We start from the raw sequence: 22,056 nt of genomic DNA, 5'->3' as shown, positions 1-22,056 counted from the left end.
CGGTGGATAGCCAGGGTTCCAACGCCATCATCAGCCGGCTCCGCGTGGGGACGATTACCCACGTACGAGTCTCCGGCGTCATCGACGAAACCTTCCCGCTGACGGCCAACAGCCCCGAGCTCAACGGGCTGCTGGTGGTCGACCTGGGACGCGTGGAGCGCATCAGCTCCTTCGGCGTGCGCCGGTGGATTGAGTTCGCCGGCAAGCTGCCGCAGGGCGCGCTGGGGCTGTACGTCGTCCACGCGCCGCCCGTCATGGTGGACCAGCTCAACATGGTGGAGGGCTTCGCGGGCGTGGCGCGGGTCCTCTCCGTGCTGGCGCCCTACACCTGCCGCACCTGCAACGAGGACCGGCTGCGGGTCGTCAACCTGCAGGACGAGGCGAAGACGCTCGCCGAGGAGCGCGCGCCCGAGCACGCCTGCCCGGTGTGCGCCAACCCGCTGGAGTTCGCGGACCAGCCCGGCGAGTTCTTCGACTACGCGCGCCGCCAGCAGTTCGGCACGGTGGACCCGGTGGTGATGCGCTACCTGCGGGCCAGCATGCCCGCGGAGCAGCCCGAGCTGGCGCAGCACCTCAAAATCGTCCAGGACGACATCACGTACATCACCCTGGCGAGCGTGCTGAAGGGCGACCTCAACGTGCGCAAGCTGGCCTCCGGGCTGGAGGGGCGCGTCGGCTTCGACTTCAGCCACGTCAGCAAGGTGGAGCCGGAGGCGCTGCCCAAGCTGGAGCAGGTGCTGGACACGGCGGCGCAGGGCGCGCAGGTGGTGCTCACCCGCCTGCCTCCGCCGGCGCTGGCGGCCCTGGCCCGCTCGTCGCGGCAGCCGCCCGCGCGCATCGCCACGCTCTGGCTGCCCTGCGAGTGCCGCCACTGCGGGAAGGTGAGCCACCAACGCATCCAGGCCACCGACTACCTGGCGCAGCTCCGCGCGCAGCAGGCCCACGTGGAGCGCGTGTGCCCCATCTGCGGCGGCAACGCCAAGGTGCCGCACATGCCGCAGCTCCAGGGGCTGCTGGCGCGCGTGCAGCTCACGGACCGGCCGCTGGAGGACATGGAGGCGCTGGAGCCGCGCGCCCTCAGTCAGTACCTCTTCGGCTCCACGAACATCGACCCCAACGCCAAGCAGGGCGCCTCCACCGACATCTCCAACTCGCTGGGCAGCACCAAGCTGAACATCATCCGGCGGCTGGGGCAGGGCGGCATGGCGGAGGTCTTCCTCGCCAAGCAGGTCGGCGTGAAGGGCTTCGAGAAGTTCGTGGTGATGAAGAAGATTCTCCCGCAGTTCGCGGAGAACCCCGAGTTCGTCGACATGCTCTTCGCGGAGGCCCGCGCCAACGCGCGCCTCACGCACCCCAACGTCGTGCAGACGTTCGACGTGGGCGTGTCCGACGGCGTCGCGTACATCCTCATGGAGTACGTGCGCGGGCCGGACCTCAAGAAGCTGGTCAACGAGCTGCGCCGCAAGGGGCTGGCGCTGCCGCTGGAGCACGCGCTGCGCATCGTCGCGGAGGTGTCCGCGGGCCTGCACTACGCGCACAGCTACGTGGACCCGGCGGGTACGCCCCACCCGGTGGTGCACCGCGACGTCAGCCCGCACAACGTCCTCATCTCGCTGGACGGCGCCATCAAGCTGAGCGACTTCGGCATCGCCAAGGTGGCGGGCGAGGAGCACACCCAGGCGGGCGTGCTGAAGGGGAAGATTTCGTACATCTCTCCCGAGGCCGCGTCCGGGCGCACGCTGGACGCGCGCAACGACGTGTTCGCGCTGGGCGTGGTGCTCTTCGAGCTGCTCACGGCGCAGCTCCCGTTCAAGAGAGACCACGACGCGGCCACGCTCAACGCCATCGTCCGCGACCCGGCGCCGGTGCCGTCGCAGCTCCGGCCGAACATTCCGCAGGACGTCTCCGACCTCATCCTCCGCGCGCTGGTGAAGGACCCGGCGCGGCGCACGCCGTCGGCCTCGGCGATGCGCGAGGAGATCGAGGCGGTGATGGCGCACCACCGGCTCAACTCGTCGCCGGCGGCGGTGGCGCAGTTCTTCAAGGACACGCTGGGAGACCGGCTGACGGAGTTCGCGCCGTCCTCGACCAGCGGCACGGGCAGCCACCCGAGGCCCATGCCCTCCGGCACGGGCAGCGGCAACGTCAACACCGGCGAGATGGGCGCTCCGGCGGATGGGCGCACGCCGAGCCGTGGCAGCGGCTCGCACCCGGCGGGCACCGGCAGCGGCAGTCCGCCGAGGCCCTCGGGCATCACCCCGAGGCCCATGACACCGCCTCCGGTCGCCGCGCCCGCGCCCGTGCGTCCCACGGGGAGCGCCCCGCGCGTGGCCGCCCCGCCCGCGCCGGCCCCGTCGCCCGTGACGCCCCCGCAGCCGCCGTTGCCCGAGCTGCCCGAGCTGGAGGTGGAAGAGCGCACCGAGGTCCTCCCGCTGGCGAAGGGCCAGCCGCCGCCGTCCATGGAGACCGTGGCGTCGCGCCCCGCGTCGCAGGTGCGGCCGTCGCAGCCGCATCCGGCCATGCCGCAGCCGCAGCGCCCCTCCTCGGCGGGGCAGACCATGGCCTATGGGGCGCACGCGAATGGCGCGACGCCGGCCCGCCCGTCCACGCAGACGGCCGCGCTCGCGAAGCCTCCGGCCGGTGCACCCGCGGCTCCGGCCCGTCCGGCGCCTGCCGCCGCTCCTCGTGCTCCCGAGCCCGAAGTGTCCGAACCCGCGAAGAGCGGGTCGTGGAAGTGGGCGGCACTGGGCGTGGGCGGGCTGCTGGTGGTGGCCGCGGTGGCGGTGGTGATGATGCGGGGCTCGGGCTCCAGCTTCATCAACGTGGAGGAGGGTGAGCACGTCTACGTGGGCGGCCTGCGCGTCGAGCAGGGCGAGGCGCCGCCGGAGACGCCGGGGCCGCTGCTCGTGTCCACGGCGGTGGGCGGGAAGCTGCACCGCTTCGGGACGACGCAGCAGCGCGAGGGCATCGACGTGCGCACGCTGGCGGACGCCGCGCAGCAGCCCGGCACCCAGGGCCTGCTGAGCGTGACGGGGACGGCCCCGGGCTGCCAGGTGCAGGTGGGAGGCACCATGCTGCCGGGTGTGACTCCGGTGGTGAAGGCGCCCGTCGAAGCCGGCCGCGAGCTGGAGGTGCTGGTGAGCTGCCCGGGCGGCGTGAGCAAGCAGTGGGTGATGGCGGTGCCGGGACAGGAAATCGAGCTGAAGGCGCGGTAGCGGCACCACGCAGCGGCGCGTCACACCTCCAGGGCGCCGCACGCGCCCCAAGCTGCACGACGAAGGGTGCGTAACGCATGAAGGGTTGGAGCCTCTTCCCCCACCTCGTGGTGCGCGCCACGGGCTTCCCCTTCGATTGGCTGGAGCGACTGGGGTGTCCGGAGGCCGTCGAGGGGGCCCGCCGTCTCGCGGCGGAGCGGCGCGCGCTGGAGGTCCTGCGCGCCGAGGGCCCTCGGGTGAAGCGTGTCCCGCGCGCGGTGATTGCCGCGCTGAAGGCCGGGCGGCCCGTGGACACGGAAGGGCTGGAGTCGCCGGAGGTCTTCACCGCGTGGAACGTGCGCGCCCGCGCGGCGCAGGAGGCGGAGACCGCCTTCGCGGAGGCGATGGAGCGCGAGAGCGCGAAGGTGGAGATGGCGATGGCGGCGCTGCGCCGCGAGCCGCGCTTCCTGGAGGCGGTGGCCAGCTCCAGTCCGCCCGTCGCGAGGGATTTGCTCGAAGGCCGCGACGGCGCCCGGCTGCGGCGTCAGGTGGCCAGCTACCTGCAGCGGCTGTGCGCGAAGAACGAGACGATGGGCTTCTTCGGCCCCATCAACTACGGCCGGGCGGACGCGGACGCCCCCACGGGCGTGGCGCTGCGCTGGTCCGGGCCGGAGGTGCTGGTGGGGCGCAACACCTTCGCGGCCTCGTGGCTGGTGCAGGGGCTGGTGCGCGCGATTGCTTTCGACCCGGAGGTGGCCGCGTGGCTGGTGCTGCGCCGCAAGGCCTTCGCGGAGGTGCCCGCGCGCAAGTCGGCGCCCACGCCGGAGAGCGCGGAGGAGTTGCTGCCCCGGCTGGTGGAGGTGGCGGACGGGACTCGGACGTTGGCGGGGCTGGCCTCGTCGCTGGGCGTGGCGCCGGGGTTGGCGCGCGAGGCGGCGCGGCTCGCCTGTGACAAGGGACTGCTCACGCACCAGCTCGAAGTACCGGCCGCCGTGCACCACCCGGTGGATGACCTGGCCGAGCGTGTGGCGGGCCTGCCGTGCCCCGCGGCCCGTCGCCACGTGGAGGGGCTGAGCGCGCTGGTGGAGTTGATGGGCCGATACGGCGCGGCGGATGCGGCGGGGAAGATGGCCCTGCAGCAATCCTTCGCGGAGCAGGCCCGGACGCGCTGGGGCGTGGTGCCACCGTCGGAGCGAGGCCCGGCGTCCGAGTCGCACAACTTCTACCAGGACCGGCTTCCGCTCCGGGAGGAGTGCGGCGGCGACCTGCGCGTGAACGTCGGCGGCGAGCGCGCCCGTGAGTTGGTGACGAAGCTGGAGCCGGCGCTGGCATGGATGGGCGAGGCGGCCCGCCGCACGCGCGAGGCGGCCCGCCGCACGGTGGCGGAGTTGATAGGTGCGCGCACGGTGCCCTTCTGGAAGGTCGCGGCCGCGTACGCGGACCGGCCGGTGCCGGCGGACACGTCGGTGGCGGAAGTGCTCGCGGGAGCCATCTCCGATGCATCCGCGCGCCACGTGGAGCTGGGAGGCGTGACGCCGCCGTCGGCGCCCGATGACGCGAGAGCGCTGCCACTCGTCACCTCGGTGGACCTGCTGGTGGGGGCGCGAGACGTGGAGGCGTGGGGGCGAGGGGAGTACGAGCTGGTGATGGGCGACGTCCACGACACCGCGCTGGTGTGGGGCTGGGCGCTCCAGTTCCACGAGGCTCGGGGCCGGGTGGAGAGCGGCATGGTGCGCGCGCTTGGCGCCCTCCGTCGTCCGGTGCCGCTGCTGACGGTGTTGGCCTCGCGGCGCACGGGGTTGCTGCCGTCGGAGCTCCCGGGCCCGGTGGTGGAGCTGGGCGGCGTGAGCGCTCGTGCATCCGCGTGGCGATTGCCACTGGATGACCTGTTCGTGGAGAGCGACGGGAAGAGCGCGCGGCTGGTGTCGAAGCGGCTGGGCTCCGAGGTGTGCCTCTACAACGGCGAGCTGGAGAGCCTGGTGCACACGGCATTCGCACTGCCACGCATCCGTCCGCTGCGAGTGTCGACGGGGGCCCATACCCCTCGCCTGACGCTCGGCGGAGTGGTGGTGCAGCGCGAGCAGTGGCGGCTGGGTGCGGAGGAGCGCGAGGCGCTGCTCGCGTGCCGGGACGACCGCGCGCGGCTGCGGGCGGCGGTGGGCATCTGGGACGCGCGAGGGCTGCCCGACTGCGTCTTCGCGAAGTTCAAGGACGAGCGGAAGCCCGTGCTGGTGGACGTTCGCAGCCCACCGCTGCTGCGCGTGTTCCTGAACCTGCTGGAGCAGAAGGAGGAGGTCGTCCTCTCGGAGATGCGGCCCGCGCCGGACCAGCTCTGGCTGAAGGGCTCGGGAGGGCGACACACCGTGGAGCTGCGCTGCACGCTGCTGTGGGGCGCGCCGCCTCCGCCGGACGAGGAGGGCAGGGCATGAAGCTGTTGGTCCTGCCTCCACATCGCGACGTGACGCTCGTCCCGGATGCACCCGAGGGGTGGCACGTCGTGGACGTGGCCCGGGATTTTTGCCGGCGCATCGTCTCCGATGCCGCGCTGACGGGAGCCATCAACGACCGCACGACAGCGCCCGCGACGCCGCAATCCATGCGCGAGCTGCTCCTGCTGCGCGCGGCGCAGGTTCTGTTGGGGCGAGAAGCGCGCCAGGACAACACCGCCCCATCCCGGCCACCTTCGTACCGCGAAGGCGTTGATGACCACACGCGACTCCGCGCACTCGGCGCGGTGCTCACGGCCATCTCCGGACCGCCGAGTGGCGTGCGTCTGCGGCTCGATGACCTGGAGCTGGAGGAGGGCACCACCGAGCGAAGTGCCGACATCTTGCGCACCGTGGGACAGCCCGCGCCCTACGCCGGGGACCTGGCTCGGGCCGCCGAGCGCTTCCCCCAGGCCGAGCGCGTGCGCCTCTGGTTGGAGCGGGACCAGCAGCTTCCCGCGGCGGCCTGGCTCGCCCGGGCGTGTCCACCGGAGGTACCGCTCGAAGTCGCGGGCCCCTTCGCGGTGGCACACCGCAAGGTGCTGGCACGGATGCCCATGTTCCAGCGCGCGGAGTTCATCGACGACGCCGCGCCCCTGCGCTGGCGCGTGGCTCCGCTGTCCGGCGAACCGCGCACGGACTCTCTCCTCTGGATTCCCGAGTCGCTCGACCTGCTGCTCGACGACGAACCCGAGCCGAGAGACCTGGGCGCACTGACGACGCGGCACGTGCTCGGGCCCTGCACGCCGGACGAACTGAAGGTCTTCACCGGAGGCGCTCCCTGGGGTGGCCACGTGATGACGGGCTCGCTCAGTCACGCGGACGCGCTCATCGCGAGTGGTTGTCGCGTGGCGGTGGTGGGCTTCTGCGCCGTGAGCGGCGGCTTCGTGGTGGACCCGAACGGCTTCAAGCTGAGCGTCCGGAACGCGGTGCGCGGCGCCTGGCGTCTGAGAGAGGCGGGCGTGCGTCTCGTCGCGGAGTGGTGGGTGGGCGCGCCCGGACTGGACGAAGCCGTGCTGGAGCAGACGCTGACCGCGCTCGCTTCGGAGCCGCTGTTCGACCACGTGGCCGGAGCGCGTCCGTTCCATTGGCCGCTGGAACACAGGGACATCGACCGTCCGTTCCGGAGTGCCTTCATGGAACCGCGACTCCCTCCGCCTGACCGTGACCTCGCACGAAGCCAGCCGTTCGAGGCTCCGAACACGATTCCGACTTCGCGGCTGCCAGAGGTGCTCGTGAGCCTCAGCACCCGGCTGATGCAGCGGGCTCCTCTGAATCCCGGCCGCGTCGCGGGCGCCTGTCTCCAGGGGCCCATGGCCTTTCCGCTCATGATGGGCGCTCCCCCGGACTCCTCCGAGAATGCGCCCATCCTCCTCGATGACGACTGCGCGCTGGTCCAACTGCCCGCGTCCCTCGATGGCGCACCGAAGCCCACGTGGTACGCGGCGAACCTGCGCACGGGCACGGTGCTCGCGATGGACGCGCGCCTCGCGCTGAAGCTGGCCAACGTGAACACTCCCATGCCGGTGGCAGACGTGCTGGGCGCCGTCCCCGAAGCGCAGCGGCGAAAGCTGGTGGACACACTGGTGGCCAAGACCGTCCTCACGAGGGTGCACGAATGAGCGAGACCTGGACGCTGGGCGAGCTGTTCGTGCTCCGGCACGCGGGCTTCCCGTTCGACTGGCTGGAATCACTCGGACTGTCCGAGCAACTGCTGGCACAAACCGCCCAGCTTCTCGCGGACGAGGACGCACTGCTCGCGGCGGCACGGGCCGACGGCGGTGACGCCGAAGCGCGAGCCGTGCAGGACTCCCTCGCTCACGGTCGCGAGCCCGCGCTCAAACCCCGTCACGGCTCAACGTTCCGAGATGCACGGGCCCGCTACCTCGCGAGTCGCCAGTCCCTCCAGGCCCGTTACTCCGAAGAGCGCGCGGCCCTGCGCCGCCAACTGCGAGCGCGCGCCGCGGACCCGTCCATCCAGGAGGCGGTGTTCCTCTCCAGCCCGGCCATGTTCGACAACGTCTGGTCGCGCTACCTGAATGGCGGCGAGCGGCCGGACACCTCCGACGCGCGCCGGGTGGAGCGGCAGGTCTACACGTACCTCCAGCGCTTCTGCGCGAAGAACGAGACGACGAGCTTCTTCGGCCCCATCTCCTACGGCGAGCGCACGTCGGACGACGGCTACGACGTGCGCACCGTGCCTGGCGGCAACACGCGCCGCCGCACCTTCTTCTCCTTCTGGGCGGCGACGGAGCTGGCGCGAGCCGTGGGACGCGAGCGCACGCTGCGCCCGCATCTGCCGCTGCGCCTCAACCCGCTCTTCACCGTGACACCCGGCCGCGCCACGTGCGCGCCGCTGAAGCTGGACGTGCCCCTGTCCGCGCAGGCGGAGCATCTCCTCGCCGTGCTGCGAGAACACCCCACGCCAGCGGCCGCCGCCCGCGCACTCAACCTCGCGACGGAGGACGTGGAGCGCCAGGCCCTGCCGCTGGTGAAGTCCGCGCTGCTTCTGTGGGGTCTCCCATTCCGTCCGAACGACTTCGGCACCTTCGAGAGCGTGCGCGAAGCCGTGGCCGCGCTGCCCGAGTCCGAAGCGCGGACCCGCTGGCTGGAGCGCCTGGACGGGCTCGCGCGCATGCGGGCCGACTTCGAGACCGCGGACCTCACCCGCCGACGCGAGTTGCTCCCGCGCCTCGAGGCCGCCTTCACCGAGGCCACCGGCAAGCCTGCGAGGAGAGGCGAGGGCCAGGTGTACGCGGACCGGCTCATCCTCTACGAAGAAGCGAGCTCCCCGTTCCGCCTCCGCTTCGGAGCACGCTTCACGGAAGAGCTCGAGGCCGCGCTCACGGGCGCGCTGGAGCTCTCCGCCGCGTACGGCGAGAAGGTGCAGCGAGGCTTCAAGGAGCAGGTGCGCGACGCGCTCGGCCCGGACGAGACACCGCTGGACCTCCTCGAGTACGCGGTGCGCCTGCGCCCGGACACCGTGTCGGGAAGCCGCTTCTCCCCCGTGCCGCCGGTGCTCCTCGACGAGGACGGTGCACACACACGCGCGCTGCCGGTGGACTTCCTCGGCACGTCCACGCCGGGAGGCCGCTACGCCCTGCCGGACGTGTGCCTCGCGGCGAAGCCGGACGGCGGCGGTTTCGAAATCATGCTCGCGCGCGTCCACCACCACCTCCTGCTGTGGAGCTGGCTGAGCGCCTTCCAACCCGAGCGTGAGCGGTACGCCGCGGTGGCCTCGCGCTGGCTGGACGCGGACCCGTCCGCTCGCGGGCTCGTGGGCCTCTCCATCCGCCGCCGCAACAAGGGCTTCTACGTCTTCCCGGGGCGGCGGCTCGTGTACTCGGTCTCCGACGTGCTGGACGTCGAGGACGGCACGCTCACTCCGGCCGACGTGAAGGTGCGGCCCACGCCCCAGGGCCCGGTGCTGGTGGACGGGAAGGGCGAGCCGCTGAACCTGTACCTCCCGCTCGACGACTTCTCCTCGTACCCGCCCTTCGCCGCGCTGGCGCATCCCCAGGTGCTGCACGCGCCACTGCGCACCAAGGGCAGCCACCTGCCCAGGCTCACCATTGGCGGCGCGGTGTATCAGCGCGAGCGCTGGGAGCTGGCCGCGGAGCGCCTGTCGAAGCCCACCGGTTTCGACCTCTTCCTCGCTGTGCAGCGCGAGCGTCGCGCGGGCGGCTGGCCCCGCTTCGTCTTCATGCGCAGCTCGAAGGAGCGCAAGCCGTACCTCATCGACACCGCGAGCCCCTTCGCTCTGGATTTGCTCTCGCACCTCGCCCGCGAGGCGGAGCGCCTCTCCGTGGAGGAGATGTATCCCGCGCCCGAGCAGCTCTGGCTGAAGGACGCGCGCGGCCGCTACACCTGCGAGCTGCGCATGCAGTTCACCCGGTGGACCGGCCGCCCGGCGTGACGAAGCGGCGAACCCTCCCTCCGGCCCTTTGACATCCGGGGTGTATCAGCGGCCAGAATGCCCCCATGCCCGGGCCTGGCGGGGCTTTCCGCCCCTGCTGGGATGACGGGCCCTTTTCTGGAGAGAAAGCCCATGGCCGGAGAGAACCAGGTCGTCCCCCCTCCCAAGAAGCTCAGGAAGCCGGTGGCGGAGCTGCGCGCGGAGCTGCTCGCTGACAACGACGTCAAGGAGCAGGCCCGCCTGATGCAGATCGACGTGGCGGAGTACGTGGAGAAGATCCTCGACTACGCCCAGAACCCCGAGAAGCCGCCCCAGCTCATCATCACCCCGGACGAGGAGCTGAAGGCTCGGGATCCCAACATCCCCACCGTCGCGGAGCTGGAGACGCACCTGCAGAAGATCATCGACGGGGAGATCGTGATCAACCGCGCGCAGCAGCGTGACGGCTTCAACGCCAACGACGCCGACGCGCGCTACAAGTCGGCGCTCGCCTCCGACGCGGCGCAGACGGGTGCCCCCGAGGCTCGCAAGGGCGCGTCGCCCACGGCCCTCCAGGCTGATCCGAAGAAGTCGTCGACCCCCAAGAGCTGAGCCCTCCATCAGGGGCGGGGGTTTATTTCGGAGTTTTTCGCTCCCGCCCCGCCAACTCCATGGATTTACAGGGGATTCCACCTGGCAAACAGTTATTTCGGGTAACACGGAAACAATCGAGCCGAGCCCTCGACAATCCTTTCAACAGGAACACTTGATGGCCGCACCGCGGCCACTTCGAAAAGGATTCGACCATGGGTGGAATTGGCAAGGCTCTCGGCAAGGTGATGGACGTCGTCAAGCCGTTCGTGTCGATGGTCAACCCGCTGCTGGGCGCGGCCATGGGCTTCGCCAGCGGCCTGATGCAGGGCAAGAACCCTGTCCAGGCGCTCATCGGCGCGGCCACCGACCTCATCCCCGGCGGCGGCGGGATGAAGGGCATCTTGGGCAACGTCCTCGGCAAGTTTGGCGGCTCGGGCCTCATGGACGGCTTCGGCGGCAACAGCCTGCTGAGCGGCGCGCTGAACCTGGCCACGGGCAAGGGCAAGGTCACCGACATCGTCGGCGACTTCCTCAAGAGCAGCGCCACCAAGGCGTTCACGGACCAGGGCATGCACAACACGCGCGAGCTCACCGCCAACCGCATGGCGCAGTTCCTGTTCCAGTGATTTGATGTGAGTCGATGACTCCCATCCCCTACGTTCCGGAGCTGCACTTCGAGCAGATCAAGGGCTGGCTGCAGCTCTGGAACGAGTCGATGACACAGGACGCCCTGCCGCGGATCGGGTTCATCATTCCCGGTCGTGCGGCGGGGTTTCTGTATCAAACGGACAGCTCGGTAGCGCTCATCGAGAACCTCGTCGCGGCGCCGGGAATGACGCGCGAGGAGCGCTCCACCTACGTCGACGCCATCGTCGCCGCCATCTGTGCCGAAGCGGCGAGGCGCGGCTTCAAGATCCTCCTCGGCTACACGCAGCTCGACGCGGTGGTGAAGCGCGCGGAGCGCTTCGGCTTCGCGTACATCGGCAGCAACTTCCACCTGGTGGCCCTGCCGCTCAACGCGGCCGAGGGAACCGGGACTTGAAGAGCGCTTCGCCGTCTCGCGCGGACCTGGTGATTCTCGGAGCCGGCGTGGTGGGCCTCTCGGCCGCGCGCCGGCTCGTCGCGCGTGGAGCCTCCGTCACCGTGCTGGACGCCATGGACCCGGGAGGCCGGGGCTCGCGTGCCGCCGCCGGTGTCGCCATTCCCTCGGTGCGGCTGTTCGACGACCTGGAGATGCTCGCCTTCGCGCGCGCGGGCCGGGACACGCTGCAGGCGGACCTCGCGTCACTTCCGGGCGGCGACTCACTCCGGAGAGGGCAGGGCATCCTGCGCGTCATGCCGGATGCGAAGGCGCGGGACTCGCTCGTGGAGAAGACCGCGAAGGACGCGGAGGGGCCGGGCATCTGGGTGGACGCCGCGCGGCTCGTGGAATTGGAGCCCGCGCTGGAGGGAACGCCCCTCTTCGGCGCCTTCGAGAGCACGCACGGCCACATGGTGGACACGGACGGCTACGTCAACGCGCTCCGTGACGCCGCGCTCCGCGAGGGCGTGCGCGTGAGGACGGGCACCGCCGCGCGCGCCATCTCCGAGACGGCCAGCGGCGTCGAGGTCCACCTCGAAAGCGAGACGCTGCGCGCGGACCACCTGCTCGTCAGCGCGGGGCCGTGGTCCACGGCGGTGGAGGGCCTGCCCGCCCTGCCATTGAAGCCGGTGCGCGGGCAGATGCTGGTCGTGCACCAGCCCGGGCTTCGGCTCACGCGCGTGGTCTCCGGCCCCTCGTACCTCGCGCCGTGGCGCGAGGGAGAAATCGTCGTCGGCGCCACCGAGGAGGACGCGGGCTTCGTGGAGCAGGTGACGCCCGCGGGCCTGCTGCACCTGAGCGCCACGGTGGCGAAGCTGGCGCCGCGCCTCCGGGATGCGCGCTTCGTCCGCGCCTGGGCGGGGCTGCGCGCGGTGACGCCGGATGGCCGCCCGTACATCGGCCGCTATCCGGGCACGCGCCACACGTACGTCGCCACGGGCCTGGGAGGGCAGGGCATCCTCACCGGCGCCTTCACCGGGGCTTCCATCGCGGAGTTGATGGAGCACGGCCACAGTGACGCGGTGGCCGCGTTCGACCCCGCGCGTGTCACCGCCGCGACGCGCTGAGCCGTCCCTCTCAGTACAGGTTCACCGAGTCAAACGGCCGGTTGAGCTTCGTCCGCGCGCGGGGCAGGGCGGCGTGCACCGCCTTCGCATCCCCGCGCGTGAGTGCGTCCACGAGGACGGCCGTCTCCTTCGGCCACGTGGTGCTGGCCTCGGCGCAGCGCAGGGCCTCCGTCCAGTCGGTGCGTCCGGCCGCGAGCGCGAGCCCCGCGAGGCTCTCCGCCGCCTTCAGCGGATCTCCCACGGCGCGGGCATGCTCCTCCGCGCGGGAGAACCACTCCACGGCGGTGGCGGACTGCTGCTCGTCGAGGAACAGGCGTCCCAGCTCCGCGGCGATGACCTGCCGGTGGAAGGAGTCCCCCAGCGCGTCCGCGTTGGCGTAGGCCTCGGTGAAGTGGGTGACGGCGGCATCGCGCTCACCCGCGGCCAGCTCCAGTCCGGCCAGCCGGTAGCGGTGGTGCTTGGCGAAGTTGGCGCCCCAGCGCTCGCTGATCTTCTCGAAGCGCCGCCACGTGGCGATGGCATCCCCGAACTGCCGCGCCGTCTCCTGCAGGTAGCTGGCGTTGGAGATGAGGTTGATTTTCAGGTGCGTGGCGCTGGCGTCGTGCAAGTCGCCCACGCAGCGCATGGCGAGCTTCTCCTCCACCACCGCCTTGTCCAGCTTGCGCTCCATGAACCACGTGAGCGCGCATACGTTGCGCAGCCAGCCCTCCTGTAGCGCGCGGTCCGGCGCGGTGCTCCGCTCCAGCGCGGCCAGGCCTGCGTCCACCTCGGCGCGCGCGTTTGGAAGCTGCCCGAAGCGCTTGGTGAGGGTGAGCGCGCGGAACATGTGCAGCCGCGCCGTCAGCTCCGGCGGAATCCGGCACGCCAGCCCACGGCCGAAGGCGTCCATCGCCGCGTCATGCGAGCCGGTGAAGACGTGCACCACGCCCATGCAGCGCGAGAAGAGCGCGCGCAGCTCCTCCACGTCGCCCAGGCTGCTCCGGTCGATTTCGATGGCCGGTGTCGTGAAGCCCGTGTCCAGCGAGTCCCACGCGTCGGCGACGCGCGCGGGCAGCGCCGCGTCCGGGCCGTCGTCCAGCAGCGACAGCCCCTGCTCCGCGGCCAGCAGCGCGCCCTCGTAGTTGGTGGTGAAGAAGCAGCTCCGGATGGCGAGGATGGCCGCGGCCACGCGCACCTCGCGCGCCTGCGAGCCGTCCACCACGAGCTGGAGATAGCGCCCCTCCAGGTCGACCGCCGGCTCCGGCGCGCGCGTGGACACCAGCCCAGGACCGGAGGCGCGCGGTGCCCGCATGCGGTCGCACAGCGCATCCAGGTACGCCTGACGGCGGGCCTCGAAGACGACGGCGCCGTGGGGCCTGCGCACGCTCCACCCGGTGAGCAGCAACGTCCCGTCCAGCCCCTCCAGCCGGCTCCACTCGGCGGCGCGCATGACCGCGCGCAGGCTGACGAGGTCGCACTCACCCGCGCCGTGCAGCACCAGGGGGCGGCCGCTGGTGCGCAGCGTCTCGACGATGGCCTTCGCCGCGACGTTGAGCACCCAGAACATCTGCTCGGACTCGCGGTGGAGCCGGCGCTCGGAGGGCGTCAGCGCCAGATCACTCAGGTCCGGCACGCCGTGGATGGAGCCGGGGAAGAGGCGATTCCACTCCGACGGATGGGCCCGGGCGAGTGCGCCCACCACGTCCGGCGCGGCGTTCTCACATGCGCGCAGCACCTTCCGCAGGCCACCGAAGGCCACGGGCAGCGCCACGCCCACGTCCACCTCCAGCGCCCGCGAGGGGAGAACGGAGGGAACCCCTTCCGCCACCGACACGGCCAGCGCGTGTGTCCTCATGGATGACGTCCCCCTCCAGCGAGGGAGCGGACGGAGAGAGCACACGGCGCGGACACGACGAGGGGACGGCGCAAGGTCAGCTCCTCGGAGGGGAGTGTCATCCTCACATCCTCCGAGAATTCAAGCAATGCACCATGAGACAGGAGTTTCACCCTCTTGAACGAAGCGTCCGGGATTGATGGCTCGACGCGATGCAGCGCCGCCGAAGTAGCGGATGACCCAGGCCCCGTGTGGAAACCATGATGTGTGGATGCGTCGGCGCGACGTCCCCGGCGGCTTCGTCCAGGGCCACCGCGCGGCGGCCATTCCGCTCCTCCTTCCGCTGCTGAAGAGCGACAACGAGGCCGTCCGCGCTTTCGTGACACAGCGGAAGGCCGTCCGGCCCGCGAACACAGGCGAGCGCACGCTCGTCGTGCCCAGGCCACCCACCGTGCGCCCGCCTCGCCTCCTCGGGTCCCCGAGGCTGTCTCCTGTGCCCAGATTCCCAGGGAGGGTCCGCTCTCGGGGGAGGAGATGCTGGAGCTTCCGGGCTACCAGGAGGTCCAAAGAATCTACAGCGGGCCGCGCTACGAGGTGCTCCGCGTCCGCGCGGACGGCGGCGCGTCCCGCATCGTGAAGACCGTCCGGCCCGGCCCCCTCTCGGAAGGCAGCACCAGCATGCTCCGCCATGAGCACGCGATGCTCCAGGAGCTGCGAGACGTTCCGGGCATCTCGCGCCCCCTGGGCTTCATGAACCTGGCGGAGCTCCCGGCGCTCGTCCTCGAAGACGCGGGGCCATCTTCCCTCCGGGAATGGCTGCGGCGAGGCCCGCTGGACGTGGAGACCTTCCTGGCGCTGGCCATCCCGCTCGCGGATGCGCTGAGCGCGCTGCACCGCAAGCACGTCATCCACCGAGACCTCAACCCCGCCAACCTCGTCCTGTCCTCGGACGCGCGGCGCCTGGTCCTCATCGACTTCGACTTGTCCACGCGCGTGCCCGGCCTCGTCCAGGCCATGGGCATCCCCGGCGGTCTCGAAGGGACGCTCCAGTACATCGCCCCCGAGCAGACGGGGCGGATGAACCGCCTGGTGGACCACCGCGCGGACCTGTATGCGCTGGGCGCGACGTTCTACGAGATGCTGACGGGCGAGGCCCCCTTCCTCTCGGCGGACCCCGTGGAGCTCGTCCACGCGCTCCTCGCGAAGCCGCCCGTGCCTCCGGCCGAAAGAGCTCCCCGGGTTCCGGCGGTCCTCTCGGAGCTGGTGATGAAGCTGCTCGCGAAGGTACCGGAGGAGCGCTACCAGAGCGCCAGGTCGTTGGCCGAGGACCTCCGGGAGTGCGCGCGGCAATGGCATACATCGGAAGCCATTGCTTCATTCGAGCTCGGACGTCACGACGTGGCGCGGGAGCTGATGATTCCAGACACGCTCCATGGCCGGGAGCGCGAGCTGGCTGTGCTCGAAGCCGCGATGGAGCGCACCCGCGTGGGAGCTTTCGCGCGGGTGCTGGTGAAGGGCGCCGCGGGAAGCGGCAAGTCCTCGCTCGCGCGGGCGCTGCGTGGACGGGGGGCGGGGCGGTGGCGGTTCCTCTCCGGAGGCTGTGCTCCGCTCCGGGGCCATGTGCCGCATGCCCCCTGGGCGGAGGCCTTCCGGGGCCTCGTCGCCAGTCTGTTGGAGGAAGCTCCAGAGGAAGTGGCCCTGTGGCGCGGCCGCATCCAGGAAGCCCTGGGCACGCGAGGGCGCGTCCTCGGCGCGCTGCTCCCCGGGCTGGAGACACTCATCGGCGAGCAGCCTCCACTCGTCGCGCTCGGGCCGAAGGAGACGGAGAGCCGCTTCCATCTGGCGTTCCAGTCCTTCCTCCGCGCCCTGGCCACGCCGGAACGCCCGCTGGTGCTGTGGCTGGATGACCTGCAATGGGCGGACGCGGCCTCGCTCGCGTTGTTCGAGCGCGTGGTGCTGGACCCCGAGCTGCGCCACCTGCTGCTCGTCGGCGCGTTCCGTCCCGAGGAGGTGGGGCCCACCCATCCGCTCGCGCGCACGCTGGAGTCCCTCCGGAACGCGGGCATGGACTTCCAGTCCGTGGAGCTGCGGCCCCTGGAGCTGTCCGCGCTGGAGTCGCTCTGCGGCGACACGCTCCGCTGCGGACCCGAGCGCGCGAGCCCCCTGGCGCGGTGCGTGCTGGAGAAGACCGCGGGCAACCCCTTCTTCGTCCACTCCTTCCTGCGGCACCTGCACCGCACGGGGCTGCTGACCTTCGACGTGGAGCAGGGCAGCTGGGATTGGGACCTGGGCCGCATCGGACAGGTCGAAGTCACGGAGAACGTGGTCGAGCTGATGCTGGCCGCCATCCGCCGGCTCCCGGAGCGCACCCAGCGCGTCCTGAAGGCGGCGGCCTGCCTGCGTGGCCCGGTGGACCTGTGGCTGCTCGCCGCGGTGGTGGGCGCGTCCGTCGAGGACACGGCGTCGGACCTCTGGGGCGCCATCCGCGAGGGGCTCCTGGTCCCGGTAGGGGAGGGCCCCCGCTTCCACTCCATGCTCGAGGACACCACGGAGCCGGAGGAGACCCGGCACGCCGCCTATCGTTTCGTGCACGGCCGCGTGCAGCAGGCCGCGTACTCGCTGCTGACGGCCGGCGAGTGCCGGCGGCTGCACCGCGACATCGGGCGGCAGCTCTGGGCGAGCGCCTCCGAGCCCGAGGTGGAGGAGCGGTTGGGCGAGGTGGTGGACCACCTCAACCAGGGGCTGGAGCGCGAGGACGGCGAGGCGGAGCGGCACTGGCTGGCCGACCTCAACCTCCGCGCGGGTCGCAAGTCCCGGGACGCGTCTGCCTTCGACGCCGCGCTCGCGTACTTCCTGCGCGCGTTGGAGCTGCTGACTCCGGACGCCTGGCACGCCCAGCGGGAGCGGATGTTCCGCCTGCACCGGGACGCGGCGGAGTGCGCGCACCTCACCGGGGACAGCGCGCTGGCCGAGTCCCTGCTCGAAACCGCCATGGCGCACGCGGCGACGCTCCTGGAGAGGGCGGACCTCTTCTGTCTGCGGACGAGTGAGGACATCCGGCGGCGTGCGCACGCGGAGGCCCTGCACTGGTGCCGCGAGGGCTTGAAGCTGTTCGGCATGGCCCTGCCGGAGGGCGATGCCACGGAGGCCTTCCGCGCCGAGTTCGCGAAGGTGGAGGAGTACCGGCGGGGCCGCTCGGAGGGAGAGCTGCTCGCGGCGCCGCCCATGACGGACCCGGAGTTGCTGGCGTGCATGCGGTTGCTGATGAACGCGGGCGTGGCGGCGTGGTTCTCCGACCCGGCGCTGTTCTCCTTTGCCTACACGCGCATGCTCAACCTCACGCTGGAGCACGGCATCTCGGTGTATTCGGCCTATGCCTGCGTGTGCTTCGGCATCATCCTCGGCGAGGTGAAGGGGGACTTCGCTTCAGGCCACGCGTTCAGCCGGCTGGGGGTGGAGCTGAGCCGGCGCCAGGCGAATCCTCGCGAGGAGTGTCGCGTCCTCTCCGCGTTCCTCTTCTTCATGCATCACTGGCGCGAGCCGTTCCGTTCCGCCCTGCCGCTCCTGCAGCGGGGCATCGCCGCCGGGCTCGAGAGCGGTGAGCCGCAGTTCGTCGCGTATCTCCTCGCGACCAAGGCCTTCACGCGGCTGCGGATGGGCTCGGAGCTCGGCCGCGTGCTGGTGGAGGTGGAGTCCGGCCTCGCCTTCGACCGGAAGAGCGGGCAGCACGCCATGGCCGATGTGCACCTCGCGGCGCGCCAGGCGGTGAAGTGCCTCCAGGGGAGGACTCGTGAGCGCGCGAGCTTCGACGATGATGGCTTCGACGCAAGGGCCTTCGAGGATTCCGTGCGCGAGGACCCCACCATCCTCTTTCAGTACGAGGTCCTCCGGCTCCAGACGTCGTACCTGCTGGGGGACGTGGCGGGAGCGCGGGAGTGGGCACGTGCGGCGGAGGCGCACCTGCCCTTCGCGCGCTGGCTCTTCAGCGCCACCGAGCATGCCTTCTACGCGGCGCTGACGCTGGCGGCGAGCGAGGAGGAAGTCTCCGCCGGGGAGGAGCGCGCCTCGCTCGTGTCACGGTTGGAGCAGCAGCATGCGCGGCTCGGTACGTGGGCGCAGTCGAACCCGCGCAACTTCCATCACCGCTACCTGCTGGTGTCCGCGGAGCTCGCGCGGGTGAAGCTTCACCACAACGAGGCGATGACGCTCTACGACGAGGCCGTCGACCTGGCGCGAGAGGAGGGCTTTCCCCAGGACGAGGCGCTGGCCAACGCGCTGGCCGGCCGGCTCTACCACGCGCTGGGCCGCCGGAGGGTGGCCTCGCTCTACCTGCGGGCCGCGCGAGAGGGCTTCGCCCGCTGGGGCGCGAAGGCCGTGGTGACCATGCTCCAGGAGGAGTTCCCGGACGTCCAGGCTCCGGAGCCGGGAACGTGGGAGCGGCCGGTGACGCCGCCGAGCGACGAGCCTCGCGGTGCGGCGTTGGACCTGCTGAGCATCCTGAAGGCGGCGCAGACGCTGTCGGGAGAGGTGGCGCTGGACCGGCTCCTGGAGAAGCTGATGGCGGTGTGCCTGGAGGCGGGCAGCGCGCAGCGGGGCGCGCTGGTGCTGGAGCATGAGGGCTCGCTCGTGCTGCACGCGGTGGGGATGGTGGCGGAGGCGGTGGAGCTGGTCCACGAGCCGCTCGGACAGTCGCGGCGGGTGCCGGGCTCGCTCATCAGCCACGCGTACCGCGCGGGGGACACCGTCGTCCTCGGCGATGCCGCCCACCAGGGGCGCTTCGCGTCGGACGCCTACGTCGCGCGCGAGCGCGTGAAGTCGGCGCTGGTGGTGCCCATCCGCCGGCACGCGCGGACGGTGGGGGTGCTGTACCTGGAGAACAACCTGGCCACGCATGCCTTCCTTCCGGACCGCGTGCAGGTGCTCCAGCTCCTGTCCTCGCAGATGGCCATCTCCCTGGAGAACAGCTTCCTCTTCGAGGAGCGGAAGCGGGCGGAGGCCTCGGTCCGCTTCCTGGCGGAGTGCAGCATGGTGCTCGCCGAATCGCTGGACTACGAGGCGACGCTGATGCGTCTGGCCCGCCTGGCGGCGCCCGTCCTCGGGGACGGCTGCTCCATCGACGTGGTGGACGAGGACGGCCACCTGCGCCGCGTGGTCTCCGTGCATGCCGACCCGGCGGTGGAGTCGATTGCCCAGGAGATTCGGCGGGACTATCCGCCCGATTGGGACTCGCCCCAGCCGGCCACGACGGTGATGAAGACGAAGCAGCCGCTGCTGGTGCCGGAGCTGACGGACAGCATCCTGGTGCCGCTGACCCGGGACGCGAGGCATGCGCAGCTCATCCGCGAGCTTCGGGCCCGGACGTTGATGGCGGTGCCACTCATCGCGCGGGGACGGACGCTGGGGGCCATCACCTTCATCCGCTCGGCGTCAGGGCGGCCCTACGGCCCCGCGGACCTGGCGCTGGCGCAGGACCTGGCGCGCCGGGCCGCGATTTCGTTGGACAACGCGCGGCTGTACCGCGAGTCCCAGCAGGCCATCCACCTGCGCGACGAGTTCCTCTCCATCGCCGCGCATGAGCTCTACACGCCCATCACCGCGCTCCAGCTCTCGGTGCAGGGATTGGCGCGAGGCGGGAAGCCGGCGTCGCCGGAGGGCGTGCTGCGCACCGCGAGGATGACGCAGGCCCAGACGCGAAGGCTGGCCCAGCTCGTGGACGAGCTGCTGGACGTGTCGCGCATCCAGACGGGCCGGCTGCACCTGCACCTGGAGCCGGTGGACCTCGCGGCCGTCGTGCGCGACGTGGCGGAGGGATTGAAGGACGCCTTCGCACGGGCTGGGAGCACGCTGCGCCTGCACGTGGATGCTTCCTGCGTCGGGAGGTGGGACCGCGTGAGGCTGGAGCAGGTGGTGACGAACCTGTTGTCCAACGCGCTCAAGTTCGGAGCGGGCCGGCCCATCGAGGTGCGGCTGGAGGAGGAGGACGGCCGCGCTCGGCTGGAGGTGGTGGACGAGGGCATCGGCATTCCTCCGGCGCGGCTGCCCTTCATCTTCGGGCGCTTCGAGCGGGCCGTGTCATCGCGCGAGTACGGAGGCCTGGGGCTGGGCCTCTTCATCGTGAGGGAGATTGTCTCCGCGCTGGGAGGCCAGGTGGCGGTGCGGAGCACGCAGGGCCAGGGCTCGCGCTTCACGGTGGAGCTGCCGAGGTCGGGGCCGCCGGACGCGCGAGGAGTCTCAGACGCCACGGAGCCGGTGGCTCACGCCTGACGGCGGTCCCGGCCTACCACCCGCGACACCGGTGCGCAAACGCGCCTGGCCGTTGCTCAGTCGTGCGTGCCGATGTGCTGGTCGCCGTGCGCGTCGCAGACCCAGTGGAAGGCGCACGAGCACGCCACGGCGCGAGCACGCGTGCAGCAGCGGCCGCCGAAGTGCTCGGGCAGCGGAGCGGACTCGTCCTCCGGCGCGTCCGGCAGCATCCGCGGCGATGCGCGGCCCGACCGCGCGGGCTCGTTGTCACAGCAGCCCCGCTGCATGCATCGCGGGCACAGGGACAGCTCGCAATGGGCACACCAGTCGAAGATTTCTCCCTCGACGCCGATGCGCTCACATCCCCCACAACTGTCGAACATGGCCGACCTCCAGGCTCATGAGCGTCAAGGTAGAGAGGGGGTCTGACAGGCAGGCGTCGAGGACGCCCCGAACGGGCCCGTCCGGCCAGCCGTCATGCAAGCGTCAAAGTGGCCTCTGTCCGAGGGGAGATCCTTCCATCGGTGAACGCCCGACGGGCCATCTGTGGGGAAGTGAACCGGTTGCGACGGGTGCGCGGGGCCCGAATTGAAGATGCTGGGGGCCAGGCCGGTCAAAGCGGCGGAGGAGCGGAGGCCATGCGCAGGGAACGGCGGATCATCGGCGTCTTCGGATCAGGCAAGGAGGACCACGCGGAGCTCGTCGTCCCGCTGGTCCGGTGGATCGCCGAGGCGGGGTTCGACCTGCTCACCGGAGCAGGCAGCGGCGTCATGCGCGTGGCGGCGGATGCCTTCGTCCAGGTGGAGGGCCGGCGCGGCATCTCCATCGGCATCGTCCCGGGCACCGTGGACGGCGGCGAGTACCGCCCCCGCTCCGGCTACCCCAACCCCGGCGTGGAGCTGGCCATCTACACCCACCTGCCGCTCAGCGGCGAGCAGGGGACCGATTTGCTGTCCCGCAACCACATCAACGTCCTCACCCCTCACGCCCTCGTCGCGCTGCCGGGCGGCGCGGGCACCGCCGCCGAGGCCGGCCTCGCCCTGCGCTACGGCAAGCCCGTCATCCTCTACGGCCCCTCCGAGGCCTTCCGCCGCTTCCACTCGGACCTGGAACGCACGGATTCCCTGGAACGCGTGGCTGAGTTCATCCGGGACGCCGTCCGGGAGCCGGGCCGCCTGTCCGCTCACTAGAAGTTTCCAAACCGTCTAGAATGGGACGCACGGGGAGAACGGAGACCGCTCAAGAAATGGGCGGCCGGGACGTTTCTCGTGCGCCCACATGATCAGTGCCCAACATCCACTCGCGAGCTGGTTCCTCGTCGTCTCGGTGACGTTCTTCCTGCTCGTCTACGCGCTGCCGCTGCTGCTGATGCCGCTGCGGTGGGCGCGCTGGTTCGGGTGGAAGGCGCAGGAGGGGAACACGGACCTCACCGTGTACTTCGGGCGCTGCCTGGGCGCGGTGGCGCTGGCCATCATCGGCACGGTGGTGCGCTACATCCCGGACCCGGGGAGCCAGCCCGCGCTGTTCGAGCTCATCGGCCTGGTGTGCGTGGGCATGGTGGTGGTGCACGTCTGGGGCTTCCTGAGGAAGGCCCAGCCCCTGTCCGAGACGGTGGAGATCTTCTTCTACGCCGCGGTGGGCGTGGTGGCGGTGTGGATCCGCTTCGGGATGCTGGCCTGAGGG

13 protein-coding genes are annotated in these 22,056 nt (G+C 71.3%); 11 read left to right on the top strand and 2 right to left on the bottom strand.

Annotated elements, in window-relative coordinates; genetic code table 11:
- Positions 1-2 precede the first annotated feature (2 nt).
- The 8 genes from ACVTJA_RS33360 to ACVTJA_RS33325 all read left to right on the top strand — a co-directional run bounded on the left by ACVTJA_RS33360 (position 3) and on the right by ACVTJA_RS33325 (position 12,317).
- Entirely contained in the window at positions 3-3,215 is a 3,213-nt protein-coding gene (locus tag ACVTJA_RS33360; RefSeq protein ID WP_465825619.1) for a serine/threonine-protein kinase, read from the top strand.
- A gap of 77 nt (positions 3,216-3,292) precedes the next feature.
- Positions 3,293-5,623 carry a lantibiotic dehydratase gene (locus ACVTJA_RS33355; protein ID WP_465825618.1) on the top strand — a complete coding sequence of 777 codons (2,331 nt, stop codon included), beginning with the start codon at positions 3,293-3,295 and terminating at the stop codon, positions 5,621-5,623.
- On the top strand, positions 5,620-7,302 hold the full coding sequence (locus ACVTJA_RS33350; RefSeq protein WP_465825617.1) for a hypothetical protein: 1,683 nt from the start codon (positions 5,620-5,622) through the stop codon (positions 7,300-7,302). The genes ACVTJA_RS33355 and ACVTJA_RS33350 overlap by 4 nt, the downstream gene beginning before the upstream one ends.
- A complete protein-coding gene (locus ACVTJA_RS33345) occupies positions 7,299-9,596 on the top strand; it encodes a lantibiotic dehydratase (RefSeq protein WP_465825616.1) in 2,298 nt (765 codons plus the stop codon). The genes ACVTJA_RS33350 and ACVTJA_RS33345 overlap by 4 nt, the downstream gene beginning before the upstream one ends.
- Positions 9,597-9,728: 132 nt before the next feature.
- Complete coding sequence (locus tag ACVTJA_RS33340; RefSeq protein WP_465825615.1) at positions 9,729-10,187, top strand: hypothetical protein; 459 nt, start codon at positions 9,729-9,731, stop codon at positions 10,185-10,187.
- Positions 10,188-10,381: 194 nt separating this feature from the next.
- Positions 10,382-10,795, top strand: a complete 414-nt coding sequence (locus tag ACVTJA_RS33335; protein WP_465825614.1) for a hypothetical protein — start codon at positions 10,382-10,384, stop codon at positions 10,793-10,795.
- A 14-nt stretch (positions 10,796-10,809) separates the two neighbouring features.
- The gene (locus tag ACVTJA_RS33330; protein ID WP_465825613.1) at positions 10,810-11,211 is read left to right on the top strand and encodes a hypothetical protein; all 402 of its coding nucleotides are present in this window, start codon (positions 10,810-10,812) and stop codon (positions 11,209-11,211) included.
- Positions 11,208-12,317, top strand: a complete 1,110-nt coding sequence (locus ACVTJA_RS33325; RefSeq protein WP_465825612.1) for an NAD(P)/FAD-dependent oxidoreductase — start codon at positions 11,208-11,210, stop codon at positions 12,315-12,317. The genes ACVTJA_RS33330 and ACVTJA_RS33325 overlap by 4 nt, the downstream gene beginning before the upstream one ends.
- A gap of 10 nt (positions 12,318-12,327) precedes the next feature.
- On the opposite strand, the gene ACVTJA_RS33320 is transcribed toward ACVTJA_RS33325, so the two are convergent.
- Positions 12,328-14,151 (bottom strand): tetratricopeptide repeat protein, encoded by a 1,824-nt coding sequence (locus tag ACVTJA_RS33320; protein WP_465825611.1) that lies wholly within the window; start codon positions 14,149-14,151, stop codon positions 12,328-12,330.
- Between the two features lie 513 nt (positions 14,152-14,664).
- Here ACVTJA_RS33320 and ACVTJA_RS33315 point away from each other — a divergent pair.
- Positions 14,665-20,394, top strand: coding sequence for an AAA family ATPase (locus ACVTJA_RS33315; protein WP_465825610.1), 5,730 nt, complete (start codon positions 14,665-14,667; stop codon positions 20,392-20,394).
- Between the two features lie 56 nt (positions 20,395-20,450).
- Here ACVTJA_RS33315 and ACVTJA_RS33310 read toward each other — a convergent pair whose 3' ends face one another.
- The gene (locus tag ACVTJA_RS33310) at positions 20,451-20,756 is read right to left on the bottom strand and encodes a hypothetical protein (RefSeq protein WP_465825609.1); all 306 of its coding nucleotides are present in this window, start codon (positions 20,754-20,756) and stop codon (positions 20,451-20,453) included.
- A gap of 255 nt (positions 20,757-21,011) precedes the next feature.
- Here ACVTJA_RS33310 and ACVTJA_RS33305 point away from each other — a divergent pair, with 255 nt between their 5' ends.
- Positions 21,012-21,563, top strand: coding sequence for an SLOG cluster 4 domain-containing protein (locus tag ACVTJA_RS33305; RefSeq protein ID WP_465825608.1), 552 nt, complete (start codon positions 21,012-21,014; stop codon positions 21,561-21,563).
- Between the two features lie 88 nt (positions 21,564-21,651).
- A complete protein-coding gene (locus tag ACVTJA_RS33300) occupies positions 21,652-22,053 on the top strand; it encodes a hypothetical protein (protein WP_465825607.1) in 402 nt (133 codons plus the stop codon).
- Positions 22,054-22,056 lie beyond the last annotated feature (3 nt).

It is taken from the genome of Pyxidicoccus sp. M6 (assembly GCF_055568925.1).
The sequence above is the reverse complement of the archived record's forward strand: the minus strand, read 5'-3'. Positions and strand labels throughout refer to the sequence as shown.

Bases quoted from the DNA above. Each gene is read 5' to 3' on its own strand.
- ACVTJA_RS33355 (WP_465825618.1), top strand. From the start codon at position 3,293: ATGAAGGGTTGGAGCCTCTTCCCCCACCTCGTGGTGCGCGCCACGGGC.
- ACVTJA_RS33350 (WP_465825617.1), top strand. From the start codon at position 5,620: ATGAAGCTGTTGGTCCTGCCTCCACATCGCGACGTGACGCTCGTCCCG.
- ACVTJA_RS33345 (WP_465825616.1), top strand. From the start codon at position 7,299: ATGAGCGAGACCTGGACGCTGGGCGAGCTGTTCGTGCTCCGGCACGCG.
- ACVTJA_RS33340 (WP_465825615.1), top strand. From the start codon at position 9,729: ATGGCCGGAGAGAACCAGGTCGTCCCCCCTCCCAAGAAGCTCAGGAAG.
- ACVTJA_RS33335 (WP_465825614.1), top strand. From the start codon at position 10,382: ATGGGTGGAATTGGCAAGGCTCTCGGCAAGGTGATGGACGTCGTCAAG.
- ACVTJA_RS33330 (WP_465825613.1), top strand. From the start codon at position 10,810: ATGACTCCCATCCCCTACGTTCCGGAGCTGCACTTCGAGCAGATCAAG.
- ACVTJA_RS33320 (WP_465825611.1), bottom strand. From the start codon at position 14,151: ATGAGGACACACGCGCTGGCCGTGTCGGTGGCGGAAGGGGTTCCCTCC.
- ACVTJA_RS33315 (WP_465825610.1), top strand. From the start codon at position 14,665: ATGCTGGAGCTTCCGGGCTACCAGGAGGTCCAAAGAATCTACAGCGGG.
- ACVTJA_RS33310 (WP_465825609.1), bottom strand. From the start codon at position 20,756: ATGTTCGACAGTTGTGGGGGATGTGAGCGCATCGGCGTCGAGGGAGAA.
- ACVTJA_RS33305 (WP_465825608.1), top strand. From the start codon at position 21,012: ATGCGCAGGGAACGGCGGATCATCGGCGTCTTCGGATCAGGCAAGGAG.
- ACVTJA_RS33300 (WP_465825607.1), top strand. From the start codon at position 21,652: ATGATCAGTGCCCAACATCCACTCGCGAGCTGGTTCCTCGTCGTCTCG.